This is a genomic window from Actinophytocola sp. (assembly GCF_036378875.1).
Lineage (GTDB): Bacteria > Actinomycetota > Actinomycetes > Mycobacteriales > Pseudonocardiaceae > Actinophytocola.
The window spans coordinates 94374-116840 of the sequence record NZ_DASUVO010000159.1 but is presented as its reverse complement, the minus strand read 5'-3'; the positions used below and the strand labels follow the sequence as shown (position 1 = coordinate 116840).

At 69.3% G+C, this 22467-nt stretch carries 22 protein-coding genes; 10 read left to right on the top strand and 12 right to left on the bottom strand.

Going from position 1 to position 22467, the window contains the following annotated elements; translation table 11 throughout:
* The first annotated feature begins 14 nt into the window (after positions 1-14).
* The 4 genes from VF106_RS44545 to VF106_RS44530 are packed head-to-tail and all read left to right on the top strand — an operon-like array spanning position 15 to position 4130.
* The gene (locus tag VF106_RS44545; protein ID WP_330846107.1) at positions 15-1421 is read left to right on the top strand and encodes an APC family permease; all 1407 of its coding nucleotides are present in this window, start codon (positions 15-17) and stop codon (positions 1419-1421) included.
* Positions 1422-1441: 20 nt separating this feature from the next.
* A complete protein-coding gene (locus tag VF106_RS44540) occupies positions 1442-2344 on the top strand; it encodes an aldose 1-epimerase family protein (protein WP_330846106.1) in 903 nt (300 codons plus the stop codon).
* A gap of 11 nt (positions 2345-2355) precedes the next feature.
* Complete coding sequence (locus tag VF106_RS44535) at positions 2356-3573, top strand: amidohydrolase (protein ID WP_330846105.1); 1218 nt, start codon at positions 2356-2358, stop codon at positions 3571-3573.
* Positions 3573-4130: a hypothetical protein gene (locus tag VF106_RS44530; protein ID WP_330846104.1), complete on the top strand. Its 558-nt coding sequence runs from the start codon at positions 3573-3575 to the stop codon at positions 4128-4130. The genes VF106_RS44535 and VF106_RS44530 overlap by 1 nt, the downstream gene beginning before the upstream one ends.
* On the opposite strand, the gene VF106_RS44525 is transcribed toward VF106_RS44530, so the two are convergent.
* Positions 4116-5261: an acyl-CoA dehydrogenase family protein gene (locus tag VF106_RS44525; RefSeq protein ID WP_330846103.1), complete on the bottom strand. Its 1146-nt coding sequence runs from the start codon at positions 5259-5261 to the stop codon at positions 4116-4118. The two genes, VF106_RS44530 and VF106_RS44525, sit on opposite strands and share 15 nt — an antisense overlap.
* A gap of 127 nt (positions 5262-5388) precedes the next feature.
* On the opposite strand from VF106_RS44525, the gene VF106_RS44520 reads away from it, so the two are divergent.
* Together VF106_RS44520 and VF106_RS44515 are read left to right on the top strand one after the other, a co-directional pair.
* A complete protein-coding gene (locus VF106_RS44520) occupies positions 5389-6321 on the top strand; it encodes a carbohydrate kinase family protein (RefSeq protein ID WP_330846102.1) in 933 nt (310 codons plus the stop codon).
* Positions 6322-6413: 92 nt separating this feature from the next.
* A complete protein-coding gene (locus VF106_RS44515; RefSeq protein ID WP_330846101.1) occupies positions 6414-7727 on the top strand; it encodes a citrate synthase in 1314 nt (437 codons plus the stop codon).
* A gap of 4 nt (positions 7728-7731) precedes the next feature.
* Here VF106_RS44515 and VF106_RS44510 read toward each other — a convergent pair whose 3' ends face one another.
* Together VF106_RS44510 and VF106_RS44505 are read right to left on the bottom strand one after the other, a co-directional pair.
* Positions 7732-8919 carry an ABC transporter permease gene (locus VF106_RS44510; RefSeq protein ID WP_330846100.1) on the bottom strand — a complete coding sequence of 396 codons (1188 nt, stop codon included), beginning with the start codon at positions 8917-8919 and terminating at the stop codon, positions 7732-7734.
* Complete coding sequence (locus VF106_RS44505; protein ID WP_330846099.1) at positions 8916-9767, bottom strand: ABC transporter ATP-binding protein; 852 nt, start codon at positions 9765-9767, stop codon at positions 8916-8918. The genes VF106_RS44510 and VF106_RS44505 overlap by 4 nt, the downstream gene beginning before the upstream one ends.
* Positions 9768-9947: 180 nt before the next feature.
* Between VF106_RS44505 and VF106_RS44500 the strand changes: the two genes are divergently transcribed.
* Genes VF106_RS44500 through VF106_RS44490 form a run of 3 tightly spaced genes read left to right on the top strand, consistent with a single transcriptional unit; the run spans position 9948 to position 12316 of the window.
* On the top strand, positions 9948-10391 hold the full coding sequence (locus VF106_RS44500; RefSeq protein ID WP_330846098.1) for a YbaB/EbfC family nucleoid-associated protein: 444 nt from the start codon (positions 9948-9950) through the stop codon (positions 10389-10391).
* Between the two features lie 15 nt (positions 10392-10406).
* Positions 10407-10724 (top strand): type VII secretion target, encoded by a 318-nt coding sequence (locus tag VF106_RS44495; protein WP_330846097.1) that lies wholly within the window; start codon positions 10407-10409, stop codon positions 10722-10724.
* The gene (locus VF106_RS44490; protein WP_330846096.1) at positions 10721-12316 is read left to right on the top strand and encodes a glycoside hydrolase family 19 protein; all 1596 of its coding nucleotides are present in this window, start codon (positions 10721-10723) and stop codon (positions 12314-12316) included. The genes VF106_RS44495 and VF106_RS44490 overlap by 4 nt, the downstream gene beginning before the upstream one ends.
* A 54-nt stretch (positions 12317-12370) precedes the next feature.
* Here VF106_RS44490 and VF106_RS44485 read toward each other — a convergent pair whose 3' ends face one another.
* Together VF106_RS44485 and VF106_RS44480 are read right to left on the bottom strand one after the other, a co-directional pair.
* Positions 12371-13885 (bottom strand): glycerol-3-phosphate dehydrogenase/oxidase, encoded by a 1515-nt coding sequence (locus VF106_RS44485; RefSeq protein ID WP_330846095.1) that lies wholly within the window; start codon positions 13883-13885, stop codon positions 12371-12373.
* Positions 13882-14481, bottom strand: a complete 600-nt coding sequence (locus VF106_RS44480) for a TetR/AcrR family transcriptional regulator (RefSeq protein ID WP_330846094.1) — start codon at positions 14479-14481, stop codon at positions 13882-13884. The genes VF106_RS44485 and VF106_RS44480 overlap by 4 nt, the downstream gene beginning before the upstream one ends.
* Between VF106_RS44480 and VF106_RS44475 the strand changes: the two genes are divergently transcribed.
* On the top strand, positions 14480-16171 hold the full coding sequence (locus VF106_RS44475) for an FAD-binding oxidoreductase (protein ID WP_414639208.1): 1692 nt from the start codon (positions 14480-14482) through the stop codon (positions 16169-16171). The genes VF106_RS44480 and VF106_RS44475 overlap by 2 nt on opposite strands.
* Here VF106_RS44475 and VF106_RS44470 read toward each other — a convergent pair.
* The 7 genes from VF106_RS44470 to VF106_RS44440 all read right to left on the bottom strand — a co-directional run bounded on the left by VF106_RS44470 (position 16146) and on the right by VF106_RS44440 (position 22454).
* Positions 16146-16568 (bottom strand): hypothetical protein, encoded by a 423-nt coding sequence (locus VF106_RS44470; protein ID WP_330846092.1) that lies wholly within the window; start codon positions 16566-16568, stop codon positions 16146-16148. The two genes, VF106_RS44475 and VF106_RS44470, sit on opposite strands and share 26 nt — an antisense overlap.
* 24 nt (positions 16569-16592) lie before the next feature.
* Positions 16593-17144: a DUF4232 domain-containing protein gene (locus VF106_RS44465; protein WP_330846091.1), complete on the bottom strand. Its 552-nt coding sequence runs from the start codon at positions 17142-17144 to the stop codon at positions 16593-16595.
* Positions 17145-17184: 40 nt separating this feature from the next.
* Positions 17185-18231 carry a gamma-glutamylcyclotransferase gene (locus tag VF106_RS44460; protein WP_330846090.1) on the bottom strand — a complete coding sequence of 349 codons (1047 nt, stop codon included), beginning with the start codon at positions 18229-18231 and terminating at the stop codon, positions 17185-17187.
* 12 nt (positions 18232-18243) lie between these two features.
* Complete coding sequence (locus VF106_RS44455; RefSeq protein ID WP_330846089.1) at positions 18244-19536, bottom strand: C39 family peptidase; 1293 nt, start codon at positions 19534-19536, stop codon at positions 18244-18246.
* A 279-nt stretch (positions 19537-19815) separates the two neighbouring features.
* On the bottom strand, positions 19816-20367 hold the full coding sequence (locus VF106_RS44450; RefSeq protein WP_330846088.1) for a PadR family transcriptional regulator: 552 nt from the start codon (positions 20365-20367) through the stop codon (positions 19816-19818).
* Between the two features lie 63 nt (positions 20368-20430).
* A complete protein-coding gene (locus tag VF106_RS44445; RefSeq protein WP_330846087.1) occupies positions 20431-20832 on the bottom strand; it encodes a PaaI family thioesterase in 402 nt (133 codons plus the stop codon).
* A complete protein-coding gene (locus tag VF106_RS44440; protein WP_330846086.1) occupies positions 20829-22454 on the bottom strand; it encodes a long-chain fatty acid--CoA ligase in 1626 nt (541 codons plus the stop codon). The genes VF106_RS44445 and VF106_RS44440 overlap by 4 nt, the downstream gene beginning before the upstream one ends.
* Positions 22455-22467: the final 13 nt, after the last annotated feature.

Here is a 22467-nt window from a genome sequence, read left to right as displayed (position 1 = left end):
CATATTCAGTCCTCATGGTGACCGAGAACACAGTTCCCGCGTCGGAGAAACAGCCTGCCCTGAACCGGGTCATGGGTTCCAAGCTGCTGTTCTTCTTCGTGATCGGCGACATCCTGGGTACCGGGATCTACACACTCACCGGGAACATCGCGGGCAAGGTCGGTGGCGCCCTGTGGCTGCCGTTCCTCGGCGCGTTCCTCGTCGCGTTCCTGACCGCGTTCAGCTACCTGGAACTCGTCGGCAAGTACCCGAGAGCCGCCGGTGCCGCGCTCTACACCAACCGAGCGTTCAACATCCAGTTCCTGACGTTCCTGGTCGCCTTCACGGTCATGTGTTCTGGCATCACGTCCGCGTCGACGGCCGCACACGGCTTCGGCGGTACCTACCTGCCACGTTCGTTCGACATCGAGATCTCGCCGTGGCTGGTCGCGGTCATCGCGGTGGCGTTCGTGCTGGTGCTGGCCGCCGTCAACTTCCTCGGCGTCTCGCACTCGGTGAAGGTGAATGTCGTACTCACCTGCATCGAGCTGTCCGGCCTGCTGATCATCATCGGCGTCGGGGTGTTCGCGGTGCTGTCCGGCGACGGCGAGCCGAGCCGGCTTACCGAGATCAACACCTCGGACCAGACCGCGTGGGCGGCGATCACGGCGGCGACCGGGTTGGCGTTCTTCGCGATGGTCGGCTTCGAGGACTCGGTCAACATGGCCGAGGAGTGCCAGCGACCCGAGAAGATCTTCCCCAAGGTGCTGCTCACCGGCCTCGCCACGGCCGGGCTGATCTACATCCTGGTTGCGATCACCTCCTCGATCCTGCTGCCTGCCGACGCGTTGGCGGAGGCGGGCACGGGCTCGCTGCTGGCCGTGCTCCAGGTCGGTGCGCCGGACTTCCCGCTGCGACTGTTCGCGTTCATCGGCCTGCTCGCGGTGGTCAACTCGGCGCTGATCAACATGCTCATGGCGAGCCGCCTGCTGTACGGCATGGCGAACGAGGGTGTGCTGCCGCGCATCTTCGGCACGGTGCACCCGTTCCGCAGGACGCCGTGGGTGTCGATCGGCGTGACCACGGGCATCGCGTCGCTGCTGGTCGCGTTCGTCGGCAGCGAGGCGGTCAGCAAGCTCGGCTCGACCACCGGCCTGTTGCTGCTGCTGGTGTTCGCCGTGGTCAACATCGCGGTGCTGGTGCTGCGCAGGGAGAAGGTGGAGCACAAGTACTTCAAGGCGCCGACGTGGGCGCCGGTCGTGGCCGCGGTGCTCTGCCTGTACCTGTCGATCCCCGGCCTGTCCGGCCGTGAGGCCGCGCAGTACCAGATCGCCGGCATCCTCATCGGCGCCGGCGTCATCCTCTACTTCGTGAACCGGGCCGTGCTCCGGGCGCGTGGCGAGGACGTCAAGCGATTCGATCCGCAGGCACTCAAGGAGTGACACCCGTAGGCTCTCCGCTCATGACAGGAGAGCACTTGGAGATCACGCACGGTCCCGCGTCGGCGGTCGTCAACATCGTCGGCGCGGGACTGCGCGCGTTCGAGGTGGGTGGGGTGCCGTACGCCGAAACGTACGCCGACGAGCCGCCGATGGGGGCGGGGTCGGTGCTCGTGCCGTGGCCCAACCGGGTGGCCGGCGCGACGTGGTCCCTCGGCGGCGAGACGTACACCCTCGAGGTGACCGAACCCTCGCGCGGTCACGCGATCCACGGCCTGGTTCGCCACGCGCGGTGGTCCGTGGTGTCCCAACAGGACGGTTCGGTGACGCTCGGGGTGGCCGTCGACAGCGCCCCCGGCTGGCCGTTTCCCTTCTACACCACCATTTCCTATGCCCTCTCGGACACCGGGCTCACCATCACCCACACGGTCGAGAACCGCGGTGACCGGGAGATGCCGCACGGGGTCGGCACGCACCCGTACCCGAGCCCTGGCAAAACCGACGTCGACGAGTGCGCGCTCACCCTCGCCGCGGGCACGGTCCTGCCGGTCGACCCGGAATCCCTGATTCCCAACGGTGCGCCGATCGACGTGACCGGCACCGACTACGACTTCCGTCCTGGGCGGCCGGTGCGGGACGTAGAGTTGGACACCGCGTTCGGTGGCTGCGAGCCGGGCGCGGACGGCCTGGTGCGGAACTCGCTGCGGTCGGCGACCGGCGTGGGCGTCGAGGTGTGGGCCGAGCCGGTGTTCAAGTGGGTGCAGGTGTTCACGACCCCCGACTTCCCCGGCAAGACCACCCGCGCGGTGGCGATCGAGCCGATGACGTGCCCGCCGGACGCGTTGAACTCCGGTGAGGACCTGTTGTGGCTCAAGCCAGGCGAGTCCTGGGCGGGCCGCTGGGGGATAACCCCCCTGGGCGCGTAGGTTTCACTCTCGTGAGTATCGCGATTACTGGCGGATACGTCGTCCCCGTAGACGGGGATCCCATCGAGGGCGGCACGGTGCTGGTCGACGACGGCTTGATCGTCGCGGTCGGCGCGCAGGCCGACGTGGACGTGCCGGACGACGCGGAGGTCGTCGACGCGTCCGGCACCTGGGTGCTGCCCGGTTTCGTGGAGGCACACGGGCATGCCGGCGTCTACGAGGAGGGCGACGGCTGGGCCGGGGTCGACGTCAACGAGATGACCGACCCGAACGGCGCGCGGATGCGTGCGCTCGACGGCATCAACCCGGACGACGAGGGTTTCCGGGACGCGCTCGCCGGCGGGGTCACCACGATGGTCGTCAAGCCGGGCTCCGGTAACCCGATCGGCGGGCAGACCGTCGCCGTCAAGGTCTGGGGCAAGACCGCCGACGAGATGCTCGTGCGCCAGCCGGTCAGCGTGAAGAGCGCGCTCGGCGAGAACCCGAAGCGGGTCTACGGCGAAAAGGACAAGCTGCCATCGACCCGGCTCGGGGTCGCGGCGGTGATCCGGGACGCGTTCACCAAGGCGCAGGACTACCGCGAGGCGCGGGAGTGGGCGGCCCGCGATGGCAAGCCGTTCGAGCGAGACAACACCGCGGAGATCCTGGTGAAGGTGCTCGACGGCGAGCTGCCCTGGTGCCAGCACTGCCACCGCGCGGACGACATCGCCACGGCCATCCGGCTGTCCGAGGAGTTCGGCTACAAGCTGATCGTCAACCACGGAACCGAGGGCCACCTGATCGCGGACGTCCTGGCGGAGAAGGAGATCCCGGTGATCATCGGCCCGCTGATCGTGGGCCGGTCGAAGGTGGAGGTGCGCAACCGGGCACTGCGCAACCCCGGCATCCTGGCCAGGGCGGGCGTGGAGATCGCGCTCACCACCGACCACCCGGTGGTGCCGATCGACTTCCTGGTGCACCAGGCGACGTTCGCGGTCAAGGAGGGCCTCGAGCCCGAGACGGCGTTGCGGTCGATCACGGTGAACCCGGCCCGGATCATGGGGCTGGCCGACCGGGTCGGGGCGCTGAAGCCGGGCCTGGACGCGGACATCGTGCTGTGGTCGGGTGATCCGCTGGACGTCATGAGCCGCGCGGTGCGGGTGTTCGTCAACGGCAGGGCGGTCTACCACTTCGACGAGCAGACGAACCAGGGCATCACGCGGAACCCGTTCTACCAGGAACCGCGTTAGTGGACAGTGGATTAGCGACGCAGCTCATCACGGTCGGCGCCACGCTCAGCGGCGTGGTGCTGACCATGCTGGGGAGTGTGCTGCTGGAAGGCCGCCGGGCCCGCGAGGCACACCGGCTCGAGTCGGTGCGGCTGTCGGCGGAACACGCGAAGTGGCTGCGGGAGGAGCGGACGAAGGCCTACGCCGCCTTCTCGCTGGCGGCCGAGGACGCGTTGCGGCTCCTGCGCGACGAACTGGCGCCGTCACTGCACCCGGACACCCTGCCCCGGTACGAGGATGCCGTGGAGGCCTGGCGGGAGCTGCGCATCGACATGCGGAAGGTGTACAACCAGGTGATGCTCCTCGGCGCCGACGAGCCGAGGACCGTTGCGCTGCGGGTGTGGCGGCTCACCCGCGACAGCAGCACCGACCTGCTCGGTGACATTTCGCGAGGCGAGCTCTCGGCGAACGAGCTGGCGGCCAGGGGCAAGGAGATCCGTGCCCGCCTCGGCGGCGAGGTCAACAACTTCCTGACCGCCTGTCGTGCCGACCTGCAGGGTGGGTCAGGCCTTGCGTAGTTCGCGGGCGATGACCATGCGCTGGATCTGGTTCGTGCCCTCGAAGATCTGCGGGACCTTCGCCTCGCGCATGTACCGCTCGACCGGGAAGTCGCGCGTGTAGCCGGCACCGCCGAGCACCTGGACCGCGTCCGTCGTGACCTTCATGGCCGCGTCGGTGGCCACCAGCTTCGCGATCGAGGCCTGCCGGGTGAACGGCAGTCCACGGTCGCGCCGGCGGGCCGCCTCCAGGTACGTCGCCCGCGCCGACTCGACCGCCGCCGCCATGTCCGCGAGCAGGAACTCCATGCCCTGGAACTCGATGATCGGGCGGCCGAACTGGGACCGTCCCTTCGCGTAGGCCACGGCCTCGTCCAGCGCCGCCTGAGCCAGGCCCACCGAGCACGCCGCGATACCCAGCCGACCCGAGTTCAACGCCGACAACGCGATGCGCAGCCCCTCGCCGGGCGCGCCCAGCAGCCGGTCGGCCGGCACCTGGGCGTCTGTGAAGAGCATCTGGGTGGTCGGCGAGCCCATCAGGCCCATCTTGCGCTCCGGCGGCGCGGCCGACAGGCCCGACGTCGCCGCGTCGACCAGCAGGCACGAGATGCCGCGCCCGTCGTCGGGTGAGGTTCGCACCATCGTGGTGTAGAAGTCGGCCTCGCCGCCGTGGGTTATCCACGCCTTCACGCCGTTGACCACATACTTGTCACCTGTGAGAACCGCGCGACAGGACAGGGCCGCCGCGTCGGAGCCCGCATGCGGTTCCGACAGCGCGTACGCGCCGAGCAACTCGCCGCCCAGCATGTCCGGAAGCCACCGGTCACGCTGGTCGTCGGTGCCCTCGGTGGCGAGCGCGAAACACGACATGACGTGGACGGACAGTCCGACGCCGACCGACATCCACGCGGTCGCGACCTCCTCCAGAACCTGCAGGTACACCTCGTACGGCAGCCCGCCGCCACCCCACTGCTCCGGGTACGGCAGCCCGAGCAGGCCGCTGCGGCCGAGCAGCCGGAACTGCTCGCGGGGGAACCGGTGTTCTTCCTCGTACGACGAGGCGATGGGCGCGAACTCGTCACGCGCGATCTCCCTCGCGAGTTTGACGAGGTCCTCCGCCTCGGTGCTGGGCAGCAGTCGCTCGGCAGGCATGCCGTTCCCTCCACACGACGGTGTGAGACCAACGGTGAATAGTATGACGTCCTACTGTTGGGTAGGTGTGGAATCCACCTTGTCGACCCCCAAAAAGACCGCGTGACCAGCGTTGAATGGAAAACCAATGATCCTTGTCGGCGGCGAGGCCCTCGTCGATCTAGTGCCCTCACCGGCGGCCCGGCCCGGTGAACTCGCCCCGCTCGTCCCGCTGCCCGGCGGCGGGCCGTACAACGTGGCGATCACCGTCGGCCGGCTCGGCGTGCCCGTGCGGTTCCTGTCACGACTGTCCACCGACGGCTTCGGCGACGCGTTGCTCGAGCGGCTCGCAGTGTCCGGTGTGGATGTCTCCATGGTCCAACGTGGACCGGAGCCGACCACGCTCGCGATCGCCGGCATCGCGCCGGACGGCTCCGCGCGCTACTCGTTCTACGTCCAGGGCACGGCCGACCGTGAGGTGGGTCACCCGGGTGTGCTGCCCGACGACGTCAGCATCCTGTCCCTCGGCACGCTCTCGCTGGTCCTCGAACCCGGGGCGAGCACCTACGAGCGGCTGCTCCACGAGCACGCCGGCCGCGGCAGGCTGACCGTGGTCGACCCCAACATCCGCCCGGTGCTGACCACCCCCGCCTACCGCGACCGGTTCGCCTCCTGGCTGCCGGACATCGGGTTGCTGAAACTGTCCATCGAGGACGCGGCGTGGCTCGCGGACGGCGACCCCCACCAGGCCGTGAAGGGTTGGCTCGACCTTGGGCCCGCTGCGGTCGTCATGACCAGGGGCGCCGACGGCATCGTCGTGCGGACCGCAGCGGGCGACGAGGTCACGGTGCCAACGCCCGCCGCGACGGTGGTCGACACCATCGGCGCGGGGGACACCGTGCACGGAGCGTTGCTGGTGTGGTTGCACAGAGCGGGTGTCTCGACACGCGACGAGCTGCGCGCGGTGGGCGCGCAGGAGTGGCGTAGCGCACTGGAATTCGCGGCGAGAGCGGCCGCGGTCACGGTTTCCCGGGCAGGAGCCGAGCCGCCTTACGCAGCTGAGCTGGGCATTCAGCCATAAAGTGCGGCGGCCCACACTCGTTGGCCTTACCGCCTCGGCGTCAAGCGCACTAGCGTTAACGACACAAGACGATTTTGTTGAGAGGGACACGCATGCCTGACGGGCAGAACACAGAAGGTGCGGCGGGATCCGTCGCCCTGCGCTACCCCGGCGGCGAGTACGAGATGACCGTCGCGCGCGCCGCTGAGGGGTCCGACGGGATCAACGTCAGCAAGCTGCTGGCGACGACCGGGATGGTCACGCTCGACCCGGGGTTCGTCAACACCGCCTCGTGCTCGTCGGAAATTTGCTACATCGACGGTGACGCCGGCATCCTGCGCTACCGCGGTTACCCGATCGAACAGCTGGCCGAGAAGTCCACCTTCATCGAGGTCAGCTACCTGCTGATCTACGGCGAGCTGCCGTCGCCGGCACAGCTGGACGAGTTCACCTCCAAGATCAGCCGCCACACGCTGCTGCACGAGGACCTGAAGCGCTTCTTCGACGGCTTCCCCCGTGACGCGCACCCGATGCCGGTGCTGTCGTCCGCGGTGTCCGCGCTGTCGACCTTCTACCAGGACAGCCTGTGGCCGTTCGACAAGGAGCAGGTGGAGATCTCCACCATCCGGTTGCTAGCCAAGCTGCCGACTATCGCCGCCTACGCGTACAAGAAGTCGGTCGGCCAGCCGTTCCTGTACCCGGACAACTCGCTGGGCCTGGTCGAGAACTTCCTGCGCATGACGTTCGGCTTCCCGGCCGAGCCCTACGAGGTCGACCCGGACCTCGCGCGTGCGCTGGACCTGCTGTTCATCCTGCACGCCGACCACGAGCAGAACTGCTCGACCTCCACGGTCCGGCTCGTCGGCTCGTCCGAGGCGAACCTGTTCGCGAGCATCTCGGCCGGCATCAACGCCCTGTTCGGCCCGCTGCACGGCGGCGCGAACAGCGCGGTGCTGGACATGCTCGTCCGCATCCGCGACGACGGCGGTGACGTCGGCAGGTTCGTCAAGCGGGTGAAGAACAAGGAGGAGGGCGTCAAGCTGATGGGCTTCGGCCACCGGGTCTACAAGAACTACGACCCGAGGGCCGCGATCATCAAGAAGACGGCGGACGACATCCTCACCCGCCTCGGCGGCGACGACAGCCTGCTCGACCTTGCGAAGCAGCTGGAGGAGCACGCGCTGGCCGACGAGTACTTCGTCGAGCGCAAGCTGTACCCGAACGTCGACTTCTACACGGGCCTGATCTACCGCGCGATGGGCTTCCCGACGAAGTTCTTCACCGTGCTGTTCGCCCTCGGCCGCCTGCCGGGCTGGATCGCCCACTGGCGCGAGATGATGAACGACCCGGCCACGAAGATCGGCCGCCCCCGGCAGGTCTACACCGGGCAGACCGAGCGCGACTACGTGCCGCTCGCCAACCGCTGAACCCTCACGTACGTAGTGCCTCCCGCGGCGTGCCGCGGGAGGCACTGTTGCGTAGCAACGAGTTCTGGTACACCCTGCCGCCGAGGCGGCTCAGCGACACGATCGCGCCGGCCGTCAGCGCCAGTGCCAGCGCCACCTGCCAGAACGGCACGGTCGCCAGCGCGAGTCGGCCCGGCATCAGGATCGGCGAGAGCGGCGGCACGAGCGACAGCACGGTGGCCGCCGTGCCGGTCGGGTCGCGGGACAGCACCGCGAACCCCAGTGCGAACGCCACCACCAGCACGCCGGTGACCGGCATCAGCACCGACTGCACATCCTCCTGACGCGCGGCCAGCGCGCCGACCGCCGCGAACACCGTGGCGTACAACAGAAAGCCGAGCACGTACCACAGCAGGCCCCACAGCAGCGCCGCCAGCGAGGACCCGAAGGACGGCAGCACGTCGACCGCGAGCCCGGCCACGAGCCCCACCACGCCGACGATCGTCAGCTGCACCAGCCCGACGAGCCCGAGCCCGGCCACCTTGCCGGCCATCAGCTGCCGTGGCCGCACCGCGGTCAGCAGGAACTCGATGACGCGGCTCGTCCTCTCCTCGACCACACCCTGCGCGACGAGCGAGCCGTACAGCAGCAACGCCAGGTACAGCAACGCGACGACCACCAGCGCGACCGGGAGCAGCTCGTCGTACCCGTTGTCCACAGGGGACAGTGAGCGCACCGTAACCTGCGCCTCGGCGACCGTGCGCAGGAGAGCGTTCACGTCGATGCCGACCGGGTCCGCCAGCGCCGCGAGCTGACCACGCAACACCTGCTGGCGCACGAGTCCGTTGAGGACACCGCGCAGCTCGTCGTCGAGGGTCTGGTTCACCAGTACGGTCAGTGCGGCCGGCGCGCCGGTGACGAGCGCGTCGAGCGTGCCGTCCGCGACCTGGCCGCGCCCTGCCTCGACGTCGGTCACCTCGACCGTGCGCACGTCGCGCCCGACCTGGTGCGCCTCGTCGACGAGCTGGTCGGCGACCGCGATCGCCTGTCCGGCCAGTCCGATGGTGTCCCGGTGGTCCGCGTCGAACACCGTGCTCTGCATGAGCACGAACCCGACGAGCACGAGCGCGGACGCGACGGTGCCGATCGTGAACGACCGCGTGCGCAGCCGCGTGTTCAGCTCACGCCGCGCCACCAGCCACACAGTCCTCATGGCAGCCCCACCACGTCACGGAACACTTCCGCGAGGCTCGGCCGGACCCTGGTGAACTCCCGTACCGGGCCGGCGGCGAGCGCGGCGGCCAGTACCTTCTGGTCGTCGGCGCCGTCCGTCAGCGCCAACCGGGTAAGTCCATTGTGGACTGACAGTACGGTGACGCCGGGCAGCCCGTCCGCCCAGTCCTGCCGGGCGCCTGGCACGTCGACCACCAGCTCGACGCGTGCCCGCAGCTCGTCCACCGCGCCCTCCGTCACCATGCGTCCATTGTGGAGCACGCCGGCGCGGTCGCACAGCCGCTCCACCACGGCCAGCTCGTCGGTGGCGAGCAGCACCGCCGCCCCGGCGGAGGAACGCTCCCGCACCACGTCGGCGAGCAGGTCGGCCGCGACCGCGTCGAGGCCCGCGAACGGCTCGTCGAGCACCAGCACGTCCGGGAACGTCACGAACGCCGCCGCCAGCCACAGTCGCGATGCCTCGGCGGTCGAGAGCTGTCGCACCCGGTCGGCGCGCCGGGCCCGCAGCCCGAACCGCGCCACCCAGATCTCCGCGGCCCGCACCGCATCGTTCGCGTTCGCACCGTGCAGCTCCGCCAGGTACACCAGCTGGTCGAGCACGCGCATCCTCGGATAAAGGCCGCGGGACTGAGGCAGGTAGCCGAGGCGCTCGCCCATCCGTCGGACCGTGCCATCGTCGGGGGCGAGCAGGCCGGCCGCGATCCGCAGCACGGTGGACTTACCGCTGCCGGCCAGGCCGAAAACCTCGCCGTACCGGACCGTGATGCTGACGTCCGCGCATACCACCACGTCACCGAAGCGTTTGGTGACCTGGTCGAGCTCCAGCACCCGGCGCCCCTCTCTCGCTCGGTGTCCCCTCCCCAAGTATCCAGGGACCGCGAGTTCAGGAAGATTCCGGTGGTTACCTTTGAAAATTCTTCGACAAACCGCATCCGCGTGCCCGGGCTGACCGCGTAGGTTCTGGCAGGGATGTAAATGATCCATGAAGGACCATTGGAGTTAAGAAGCATGGACCCGGAGAAGTGGTTCGCGCAGTACGACGAGAAGCTGCAAGCGGCCGCGGCCAGCGCGAACAAGGCAGAGCAGGCGTTGCGTGAGGTCGGCGGGTCCGCCACCTCGAAGGACGGCGAGGTGACGGTCAGGGTGACCGCCAGCGGCGCGCTTTCCGACCTGGTACTGCGTCCGGGCGCCCGTGACTTCGAGCCGGAGCACCTCGCCAGGGTGATTCTCGAGACGAGCAGGCAGGCACAGCGGGATGCCGGTCAGCAGGTCGTGGACGTGATGACGAAGTTCGTGGGGGAGGGCGATGCGCTCGAGCAGGTGAAGCAGCATCTGCCCCAGGGCTACACGGGCGACGACCGCGACAAGCCGATCGACCCGACCGCCCGCCGCGAGAAGCGGACCGACGAAGAGTACTTCGACAGCCCACCAGAGGTCATCAAAGAGTACTGAGAGAGTGGCGGATCCATGGGTGATGATTTCAACGTCAGCGTTGGTGAGGTGCGAACGCACGCGCAGACCGTCGGCAACATCGCGGCCAGCGTGCGCTCGGTAGCCAGCGGCGCGCAGGACTCGGTGTCCGGCGGCGCGTTCGGTGTGATCGCCGAATTCTTCGCGTCCGCGATCACGGGAGCGGCGGACGTGGTCCGCCAGTCCATGAACAACGCCGGTGACGCCGTCGACCAGGTTCAGACCGGGCTCGTCCAGGCCGCGGACAACTACCAGGCGACCGAGGACCACCATGTGCAGGTGTTCAGCGTGGCCGGGACGGAGATGAAGAAATGACCGACACGATCGTCGCGTCACAGACTCCCACGACGTCCACGACGCAGTCGAACACGACCAACCACGTCCAGAACCTGCTGACACACATCAAGAGCACGTCCGACTCGATCGACAAGGGCGACTGGCTCAACGGCGCGATGGGGGTCACGAACGTCGCGCTGGACGTCATCGGCATCGCGGGCGACCCGCTGGGCGCCCTCACCTCGGCCGGTGTCGGCTGGGTGCTGAACGCGGTGAAGTTCCTGCGTGAGCCGTTCGACATCCTCATGGGCAACCCGAGCGCGATCGGCGGCTCGGCACAGTCGTGGATGTCCGCGGCGCAGAACCTGTCGAGCACGGCCCAGCAGTTCCGCCAGTCGTCGGTCGCCCAGACCGGCAGCTGGACGGGCACCGCGGGCAACGGCTACCGCGCCGCGGCCACCAACCAGGCGAACGGTCTCGAGGGTCTCGCGCAGGCGAGCAAGGCCGTGTCCGCCGCGATCAGCAAGGCAGGTCAGGCCGTCGCGAAGGGTCGCGAGGTCGTGATGAACCTGATCAGCCAGGCGGTGTCGCAGATCATCCAGATCTGCATCCAGGCGCTGTCGTCGTCGTGGCTGTCGTTCGGCGCGTCGATCGCGATGGGCATCGCCAAGTCGGTGCAGAAGGCCGTGTCGACCGCGCAGAAGACGCTCAAGAAGGTCAAGGAAGTCGTCGAGACGCTGCAGCAGATCATCAAGACCGTGCAGCAGATCCTCCAGCTGGTGCAGCAGGTCAAGCAGCTGCTCCAGCAGATCGGCGGCAAGGCGAGCGGCGGCACGCAGCCGGTGACGCCGCAGGGCCAGGCGGTCGGGTACCGCCCCGACTCGTCCGGCTACTACAACACGGGCTCTGCGGGTTACTCGGGCACGACCACGCCGACCAACGCCCAGCTGGGTGACCTGAGCGCTGGTCCAAAGACACCGCAGGTGCTTCCGGCCGTCGAGAGCCCACCGCCGACGAACGCGCAGCTCGGCACGCTGGGCCCCGGCCCGGGCACGCCGCAGGTGCGCCCGGCCACCGAGTCGCCGCTCCTGCGGGCCATCCGCAACGTCATCACCATGGAGCTGCTGCGGACGGTCATGCCGCACCTCTCGGCGAAGAGGGCGGCGGAGTACCTGCCGTACCTCACCGCCGCCATGGCGGAGGCGGGCATCACCACGCCGCAGCGGCAGTCCGCGTTCATGGCGCAGCTCGCGCATGAGAGCGGCCAGTTCCGCTACATGCAGGAGATCGCCGACGGCTCGAAGTACGAGGGCCGGCGTGACCTGGGGAACGTCAACCCCGGCGACGGCACGCTCTACAAGGGCCGCGGCCCGATCCAGCTCACCGGCCGCGCGAACTACCGTGCCGCTGGCGAGGCGCTGGGCCTGGACCTGGAGGCCAACCCGCAGCAGGTCGCCGACCCGAAGGTGGGTTTCCGCACCGCGGCGTGGTTCTGGGAGTCGCGAGGCCTGAACGAGCTGGCCGACGACGGCAACTTCCGGGAGATCACCCGCCGCATCAACGGCGGCTACAACGGCATGGCAGACCGCGAGCAGTACTACGCGGCAGCGAAGAAAGCCCTGGGTCTGTAAAAGAAAAAGCGATGAAGGACGCCTTCCTCACCCTGGCGGTGAGGAAGGCGTCCTTCATCGCACTCCGCTCGCCAGGGCCCTTCTCACCAGGTCCGTAACCGGGGGGCGCGCTGTGGCCAGGGTTTCCGGTTGTAGGCCGATGCGGGTGCGGCGGTGTAGGACGTCGTCCGCGTCCAGTGCGCCTTCCTGCCGTACCGCCCACTCGACCTCGCCAGCGGTGATCTCGACGCCGGGAGCCACCGGCGTCGGGTCCAGCGCGGCCACCCTCGGGGCTTCCGTGCCGTACTTGGCGACCAGCCGCGCCGGTGCGTCCACCGTGGACAGAACGGGGCGTGGTGCCGCGCCGACCAGCGGGAGGTGACGGGTTCTGGACGCAGGCGCGGTCAGTCCCGCGGCCGTCACCGCGGCGTCCACGGCGTCCTCCGCCATGCGGCGGTACGTGGTGAGCTTGCCGCCCACGATGGTCACGATGCTGTCGGGGGACACCAGCACCGCGTGCTTGCGCGACAGGTCGGCGCTGCGGCCCGGCGCCTCGAGCAGCGGCCGCAGACCCGCGTAGCTGCCCAGCACGTCCGCCGTCGTGAGCGGGTGTGTCAGCACCGAGGACGCCACCGACAGCAGGAAGTCCACATCGGACTGCGGGGCCAGCGGCTCGTCCGGGATCTCGCCGTCGAACGGCTCGTCGGTCAACCCCAGGTACACCAGGCCGTCCCGTTGCGGCAGCGCCATGACGAACCGCGACCGGGAACCGGGCACTGGCACGGTCACCGCCGTGTTGCCGATGCCGTGCGCGGGCCCGGACACCACCAGGTGCGTGCCGAGCGACGGCCGCAGGCGCACCGAGGGCACCAGCCGGCCGGCCCACACCCCGGCCGCGTTGATCACCGTCCTGGCGCGGACCTCCACCAGTCGCGAGCCGTCCCGGATCTCCGCCGACGTGCCGGTCAGTCCCACCACCGGCGTTCGCGTCAGGATCTTCGCGCCCAGCCCGGCCGCGGTGCGGGCCAGCGCCACGACCAGCCGTGCGTCGTCGACGAGCTGGCCGTCGAAGAACAGCAGCCCGCCACGCAGATCCGCCGCACGCAGTCCCGGCGCCAGCGCGAGCGCCTCCTGCGCCGACACCCGACGCGGCGCCGGCAGCAGCGAGGACGGCGTCCGTGCCACCCGCCGCAGCACGTCCGCGGCGTGCAGCCCGGTGCGCATGAACGCCGACAGGCCGTGGGAAACCTGGCTGTGGAGGGGAATCAGCTGCGGCATCGGCCGCGACAGGTGCGGCGCGGTCGATGTCATCAAGATGCCACGTTCAACCGCGCTTTCGTGCGCCAGCCGCACGTCACCCTTTGCCAGGTAACGGAGTCCGCCGTGCACGAGCTTGCTCGACCACCGGGACGTGCCGAAGGCCAGGTCCTTCGCCTCCAGCAACGCCACCGACAACCCCCGGGAGGCCGCGTCCAGCGCGATACCGGCCCCGGTCACCCCGCCGCCGACCACGAGCACGTCGACGACCTCACCACCCGCCAGCGCAGCCAGTTCGGCCGCACGTCGAGCGGCGTTCAGAGCAGAGGTCAAGGCCGTAACGCCAGATCGAGTACCCGCTCCACCTCGGCCACCAGGTCGTCGAGCGCGAGGTCCGAAGTCGACGGACGGCTCGTGATCACGTAGGGCTGCAACAGCAGGTAGACCATCCTGGCCTGGACCGCGGGATCGCCCTCGCGGATCGACCCGTCCGCCACCCCGTCCGCCAGCTTCGCGCGGATGAACTCCTCGCTCATCCGCTGGCTCGTCCCGATGCGCTCGGTGAGGTAGGGCAGCAGCATCTCCGCGTCCCGCTCGATCAGCGTCCGCATCAACGAGTTGTCGGAGAGTGCACGCAGTGTGTGCACGGCGGCGGCGATGAGCTGGCCGCGGGCGGTCGGCTCGTTCGCGCCTGCCTCGGTCACCTCGACGATGAGCTTGCCGAACTCGCGGGTGAGCAGCGCGGACAGCATGCCCCGGACGTCGGGAAACCTGCGGTACAACGTCATCCGGCTCACGCCGGCGGTGCGCGCGACGTCGCTCAGCGTGGTCCTGCGCACGCCGACCGCGAGCACGCACTCGAGTGCGGCATCGAGCAGCAGATCGTCAGCGACACGGTTGGGTGACGTTGTGTGACGGATTGTCGCCATGTGTCACACTATACTCGTGAGTAAGAACAATGACCACCTTGACCGCCTGGCGCGTCGCGGGTGGGTGTCTACACAGGGTGAAGATCCCATCCTGCCGTCTCGCGCCGGTCGCTGGCTAGCCGCGCATACAGGTTTGCCCGGACAGACCACCATGGTTGCACCGGAATCGGCACTGATCGTGCCGGAGTCCGCGCTGTCCGCGACGGCGTGTGCGGCACTGTCCGCAGTGGTCGGGAAGATGCATGTGCATACGGAGCGTGCAGAACGCCTCGGCCGCGCCGGCGGGCTGTCCTATCTGGACCTCATGCGGCGGCGCGGGGTCGGCGAGCTGCCGGTGCCGGACGCGGTGGTCACGCCGGCGGACCCGGAGGAGGTACAGCGCGTCGTCGAGGTGTGCGCCGCCAACGACGTCGGTCTCGTGCCGTTCGGCGGCGGCACGTCCGTGGTCGGCGGAGTCGCGGCGCTGCGTGGCGACAAGGCCGCGGTGGTGGTGGTCGACCTGGTGCGGCTGGACAAGCTCGTGTCCGTCGACAAGGTGTCGCGCCTCGCCGTGTTCCAGGCCGGCGTCGTCGCGCCGGACGCCGAGCGGATGCTCGCCGCGCACGGGCTGATGCTCGGGCATGTGCCGCAGTCGTTCGAGCGTGCGACGATCGGCGGTTTCGCCGCGACGCGGTCCTCCGGTCAGGCGTCGTCGGGTTACGGCCGGTTCGAGGACATGGTCGAGGGCGTACGGATCGCCACCCCGCGCGGTGAGTGGCGGCTCGGCGTGGCGCCGGCGTCCGCGGCCGGGCCGGACCTGCGGCAGCTGGTCGTCGGCAGCGAGGGCGCGTTCGGCGTGATCACCGAGGTGACCGTGCGGGTGCGGGAGCTGCCGACCGTGCACCGCTACGAGGGTTTCGTGCTGGACGGCTGGGAGGCGGGCGCGAACGCGGTGCGGGAGCTGGCGCAGAAGCGCGTGCTCGCGGACGTCACGCGGCTGTCCGACCCGCGCGAAACCGAGGTGGCGCTGGCGCTTTCGGGCGGGTGGAAGACCGCTCTCGTGCGGAAGTACCTGCGGCTGAGGGAAGTTGGCGAACCCTGCCTGCTGGTCCTCGGCTGGGAGTCGGCGACCGCGGAGGAGCTGGCGCTGCGCCGGCACGCGACGATGCGGGTCCTACGTGGAGCGGAGCTTGCGGAGCGACCGGGTGGTCGACTGCGGCCGGTGTCGCTCGGCACCGCGGCGGGAGAGTCATGGCGGCGCGGTCGGTTCGCCGGCCCCCGGCAGCGGGATGTCTTGTTGAACAAGGGATTCTGCGTCGAGACACTGGAGACCGCGGCGTACTGGTCATCGCTGGGACAGCTGCGCACGGCGGTTCGCGACGCGCTCGTCGACTCGTTGTCCGCGCCGGGTCGCACTCCGATCGTCGCGTGTCACATCTCGCACGCCTACGAAACCGGCGCGTCGCTGTACTTCACCGTGCTCGTCCCGCGGGACGGCGACGACCCGGAAGGCCAGTGGCAGCGGGCGAAGGCGGCCGCCTGCGAGGCCATTGGTCCACTGGGGACGATCACGCACCATCACGCGGTCGGCGTCGACCACGCCCCTTACCTGCCAAGGGAAATCGGAAACCTGGGCATGGCGGTGCTGTCCTCGGTCAAGTACACACTCGACCCGGACGGCGTGCTCAACCCCGGGAAGCTGTTGTCCTAGCGGGAGTGCGTACGACGCCGAGCCATGCGATGACCAGCGTGCCGGCGAAGAACATCGGCCACGAGTACGCGAGCCGGGTGGCGATGGCGCTCTCGCACGTGTTCACGTAGGTGGCGAGGACGGCGGGACTCGGCCGGTCGAGCCGCTCAGCGAGCGGGCCCGTCTCCACGCCGCCGATCGTGTTGCCGCACGAGACGAACCCGGGGTTCTCCGGGTCGGCGTTCGCGACCCGCACCGGAAGGAGCGCGAGCAGCAAACCCAGCAGCACCCCGGCGATCGCGAGGATCGCCAAGAACTGCCTCGGTGTGATCATGACTTTCGCGAGCGGGTCCGCCGGTAACTCCTCGGCGGGTGGCTGGCCGGTGTGCTGCGCTTGGCGCAGCTGCTTGGTGTCCATGTGGCCAGCGTGCCTGGTCAACGGCTAGTTCGGGAAGTACGCGCTCGTGTCGATCTGGCCGTCGTTGCACACCGAGCCGAACTCGTAGTCCACGTCGAAGGACTCTTCCTCGTCCGGCGGCGTGACCCGGATCGCCGTCGCCTTCGGCTGGCACGGGCCGGTGAGCGAGTCGCCCTCGGCCGCGAGGACGCTCCAGTGCAGGATCTTTCCCGCGGTCGCGTCGGGACGCAGTGTGACGAGGGTCGGCACGGGGTCGAGGTTGCGTTCCGCGTTCGTGGGAAGCGGTTCGCCACCCGCGGTCAGCAACTGGAGCCGACCGAAGCCCTGCAGCGTGCACACCTGCTGGCTCGTGTTCTCCACAGTCAGGGTGACGTAACGGTTGCCCGCGCTCGAGTTCATCGGCTGGACCGAGCCGGACAGCAGGGCGGCGGTGCAGGGAACGGGATCGCCAGGGGGAACCGGGGCGGCGGAAGGTGGGGTGGATGTCGAGGTGGTGGTCGTGGATCTGTTGATCGGTGCTGGCTCGCCCGCCGCGTTCTGCTTGCCAGCACACGCACTCAGGGTCAATAAGATCATCGGTGCGATCACGCTGAGCCGGTTATGTCGGGCCACGCCCTCACCTCCGAGACGGATCCGCGTCTGCCCACCGGGCCGTGAGCATACGCAATCCGTCGACCGAGTTGACCCATTTGTAGGTCCAGCACTGCAAACCGCCTGGTAGAGCTACTCGTATCCGCCGATATTCGCCGCCCTCGTACTCGTCCAGCTCGGCCAGCGCGGTGGCCGGGTTCGCCAACTCGACGACCCAGCCGGCCACGCCGGGTCCGTCACCGAGCCGCAACGCGGGGTAGCCGCGACCTGTGTCGTACAGGGCACCCGGCATCCGGGCCTCGTGCGCGCCGGTGGCGTGGCGTTCGAGCCGCCGCCAGGCCTCCGCGTGCGGCTGCAGCGTTCCGTAGACGAAGACGCGGCTGGGGAACTCGGCCGGCGCCGGTGCCCCCGTCACCACGCGGACGGCCAGGCCGTGCGTGTCCGCGGCGACACCGGTGAGCGCGGTCGCCCTGGACTGCGGCACATCAAGGCAGCGCACCGGCCGGCCGTCCATGAGCAGCGGCATGCGCCGGGGCGCGGCGGCCGTGTACGCGAGCGGCCCGTCCACCACTGTCCCGTCCTCGAGCCGCACCTCGCCGGTGTCCACGTGCGTCAGGTGGTACCGCTCGCCGCGGCCCTCGCAGCGGTCGAGCACGGCCACCTGGTCCGGGGCGGCGAGCCAGACGACGTGGTCCTCGCTGTTGCCGGCCATGGCGGCGAGGGTCGCGGGCCGCTGGTCGTCGACGATCCGCAGGCCGCTGGCCCAGACCGCGGCGAGACCGGTGCAGCGGGCAAGCAGGACCACCGCGGGGCCCTGGAGGCCGAGCGCCGTCCGCAGCCACGTCAGCTTGGACGGGCAGGCGTTGGAGCCGTAGCACAGAACGGGCACGCGGTCGGCCGTCGGCGCCGCGCCGCGCTCGGTCAGCCAGGTGTCGAGACCGGTGCCGGCGACGCGCCAGCCGGTGGGGTCCGGGGTGAGCGCCCAGCCGGTGGCGTCGTCGTGGACGTAGGAGGTCGCCGGGCGGCACCCCGGGTAGGGCGCCGCCGGGAAGTCCTCGTCAGCGAACCGCACCAGTCGAATGTGTCAGAGCCTCGGCAGTTTCTTCCATGGTGGCGCGATGATGTAAGCAACGCCACCAGGCCCGCCGGAGATCCCGCCGGAGGCGTTGTACCGCTTGGTACGCAGCCAGATGTTCGCGAACTGGTCGCGTTTGTAGACGTGGCGGACGGCCTCGTTGCTGCTCGACGCCGGATCGTTCGCGATGACGTCACCGGTCTCGGTGAACCCGACCACGACCATGATGTGACCGGCCGTGCCGTAGCCAGCGCCGTCGAGCTCGCTGGCCAGGAACGACTGCGACGTGATCACCGGGATGCCGGCCCGGATGAACTTCTCCATGTCGGTCAGCGAGGACAGGCGCGTGATGTGCCCGTTCAGGCCGAACGACGCGGCGTAGGCGGTGTTGAACGGCCAGTTGCCGGTGCCGTCGTAGTCGTGGTCGTAGGTGTAGCGGGCCGCGTGGGGGACCGTCGGGTCGGCGATCGTCGGGTCGACCCATGCGAGGTCCCGACGGCTGGGGTGCTTGCCCCAGTACTCGACGACCATCTCCGTGGAGGTCGGGCTGCACCAGGCCTCGCCACCGCCGCCGTACTCGGGGTACTCGCCGACGTGGACGTTCTGTGAGTAGCGGGGCACCGGCAGCTCGACGCCCCACGCGCCGGCGGATGGCCCGGCGGGGACGGTGAAGCGGGCGGGGATGTTGGAGGTCATGGCGCCGACCATCTTCAGCGTCGGCGTGGTGCGCGTGTTCGGCTCGCGGTAGAGCGTGACCCGGAGCTGGTAGCTCGAGATGGGCTGCGTGGCGACGAACGTGTCGACGTCGATGAAGCCGACGGCGTCCTCCTGGTTGGGGATCGTCGTGCGGATGACGTCGGTGTCCTTCAACGCCCAGCGCGCCATCGTGTACCACTGCGAGGTGGTCCCGGTCGGGGTCGTGCCCTGCATCTCGACGGTGAGCCAGGTGCCGGCCGGCGTGTCGGCGTTCCAGGAGGCGACGAGCTGGGTCGCGTCGAAGCCGTGCCGGTACACCGGGGAGGTCCACCGGCCGTACTCGTAGGTGCGGGTCGTGCCGAGGTCGGGTTCGGTGTGCTCGACGGTCCCGGCCGCCCGCCCGACGACGAGGCCCAAAGGCCCGGGCCGCACCCCCTCCGACGTGCCCTTACGGAAGTCGACCGGCGACCGCCACTGGTGGAAGTCGACGGGCGCTTCGTCCGTGACCGGCTCGGCCCCCACCGGCACAGCCGACAGCGACAAGAGGAGTGCCGCCCCGAGACCGGCGGTGACAGCCCTGACAAGACGAAGGGGAATTGCGCGCATGCGAGGGATTTTCCAGCTGATCCAAGATCATGTAAACCGTTCTCCCCAAGTCGCCGCGAGTCGCGCGTTCGGCCCCGGCGAGTCTCGCTTTCGGCCCCTACGAGTTACGTTTTCAGGTACGCCCACCCCGGCCGCCGCGCGTGTCCAACACCAGAGAGCCGCGTGTCCAACGGTGGAGACCGGTGAGTTCAACGGTGGAGACCGGCGAGTTCAACGATGCGGGCCCCGCCGGCCACGAAAACGCAACTCGCGGGGGCTGAAAGCGCGACTCGCGGCGCTTCAGCGTTTGTCTTCCGCTTCCAGTTCTTCCAGGAAGTCGGACCAGAACTGTTCAACGCAGCGCTCGTAGCGGATGCCCAGTTCCATTGTCCTTATCTGCCAACGGTCCGCGAAGTCGACGATCTCCGCGCGCTGTTCCTCGTACGCGTCGGCGCGGGTGCGGTGGGACTCGCGGCGGTCGCGGGCCAGTTGGAGCAGGTCCTTGCGGGTGCCGAAGTTCAGGAAGAACAGCTTCAGCAGGCCGGGGTCGCGGACCTCGACGATGTCGTCGGTCGGCGCGGACAGCCAGTCGCGTAAGGCCTCGCGGCCGGCGGGCAGGATCGAGTACGTCCGCCGCCGCCGGCCGCCCTCCTCCACTTCCTCGCTCACCAGGCCGTCCGCGACCAGGCGGGCCGGTTCGTCGTACAGCTGCGAGTGCGCGAAGGCCCAGAAGTTCCCGATGGTGTTCGCGATCCACTGCTTCAGGTCGTAGCTGGTCGCGGGCGAGTAGCTGAGCATGCCGAGCACTACGTAGGACGTCGCGGTCAGCTTCCGCGTCCGAGGTTCCGGCACGTCGCCGACGATACCGATCTCCGACGGTCGGTGCCGACCATTTGGTCTAAACCGGTACAGGCATCACAGGACCGCCTGGCTCTGCATGACCTTCGCGACCAGGCGTTTCTCGTCGTCGAGAACGTCGGATTCGACCACGATGATGCGCCGCCCAACGTGCAGTGGACGGGCGGTCGCGGTGGCGTGCCCGGCCCGGATCGCACGCAGGAAGTTGGTCTTGGACTCGATCGTCGTCGTGCCAGCTGAGCCGTGCGGCAGGTTCAGGAACGCGCACAGCGCCCCCACGTTGTCCGCCAGCGCCATGATCACGCCGCCGTTCAGCGCCCCGCCGGCCGTGCACAGCGACTCCGCCCACGCCACCCGGCCCGTGACCGCGGACGGCTCCGCGGCCACGAGCTCGATACCCAGGTGTGCGGCGAACGGCACGCTTCCGTGCAGCGAGGCGGTGGCCTCGGCATCCGTCATGACAGGTGCGTGATGTCGAGCCTGCCCTCGGCGGCGGCCGCGCGTAGCCGCTTCTTGTCGAACTTGCCGACGCTCGTCTTCGGCACCTCGTCGATGAACGTCCAGTTCTCCGGCACCTGCCACTTGGCGACCTTGTCGGCCAGGAACGACCGCAGCTCGTCCGGCGTGGCCGCCTCCCCTGACCGCAGCACGACCGCCACCAGCGGACGCTCCGACCACTTCTCGTCCGGCACCCCGATCACCGCGGCCTCCGCAACGGACGGATGGGCCATCACCGCGTTCTCCAGGTCGACCGACGAGATCCACTCGCCGCCCGACTTGATGATGTCCTTCGACCGGTCGGTGAGCCGCAGGAAGCCGTCCGGGGTGATCGCGCCGACGTCGCCGGTCCGCAGCCAGCCGTCGTGGAACTTCTCCGGCTCCACGCCGACCTTGTAGTACGACGCGGTGACCCACGGGCCGGCGACCTCCAGCTCGCCGACCGCCTCGTTGTCCCACGGCAGCTCGTTGCCGTCGTCGTCGATCAGCCGCGCACGCACCGACGCCGGGAACCGGCCCTGCAGGATCCGGTAGTCCCAGGCCTCGTCGGGTGCCAACCCTTCCGGCGCCCGTGACACACAACCCAGTGGTGAGGTCTCGGTCATCCCCCATGCGTGGATGATCGTCACGCCCAGTTCGTCGAACGCCTTCATCAGTGACGGCGGGACGGCCGACCCGCCGACGATGGCATGCGACAGCGGCGACAGGTCTCGCGGCTTCTGCGCCAGCAGGGCGAGCAGGCCCTGCCAGATCGTGGGCACGGCACCGGCCATCGTCGGGCGCTCCGTCGCGATGATCTCGGCGAGCGGCTCGGGCTGCAGGAACCGGTCCGGCATGATCAGCGACGCGCCCACCATGATCGCCGCGTACGGCAGGCCCCACGACATGGCGTGGAACTGCGGCACGATGACCAGCGCCCGGTCGCCCTGGGACAGCGCCATCGAGTCGGTCATGCACACCTGCATCGAGTGCAGCCAGATCGACCGGTGCGTGTAGACGACGCCCTTCGGGTCACCGGTGGTACCGGACGTGTAGCACATCGCGGCCGCCGAGTTCTCGTCGACGTCCGGCCAGTCGAAGTCGTCGGGCTGCCCTTCCAGCAGCGACGCGTACGAGTGCACGGTCACGCCCTCGGGTGCCCGCACCGCGCTCGCGTCCCCGTTCACGACCACCACGTGCTTGACCGTCTCGAACGTCGGCAGCACCTTCGACAGCAGCGGCACGAGCGTGGCGTCCACGAGCACGACGTGGTCCTCGGCGTGGTTCGCGACATAGGTCAGCTGCTCGGGGAACAGCCGGATGTTGAGCGTGTGCAGCACGGCGCCCATCGACGGCACCGCGAGGTAGGCGACCAGATGCTCCGTGTTGTTCCACATGAACGTGCCGACCCGCTGGTCGGAGGTGACCCCGAGGCCGCGCAGCGCGTGCGCCAGCTGGGCCGCCTCCTTCGCCACCTCGGCATACGTGCTGCGCCGGGAGCCTTCCCCGGTCCACGTGACGACCTCGGCTCCTCCGTGGACCCGGCTGCCATGCCGCAGCAGGTTCGCAATGGACAGTTGACCGTCCTGCATGGTGCCCAACATCGCTGTTCAAGCT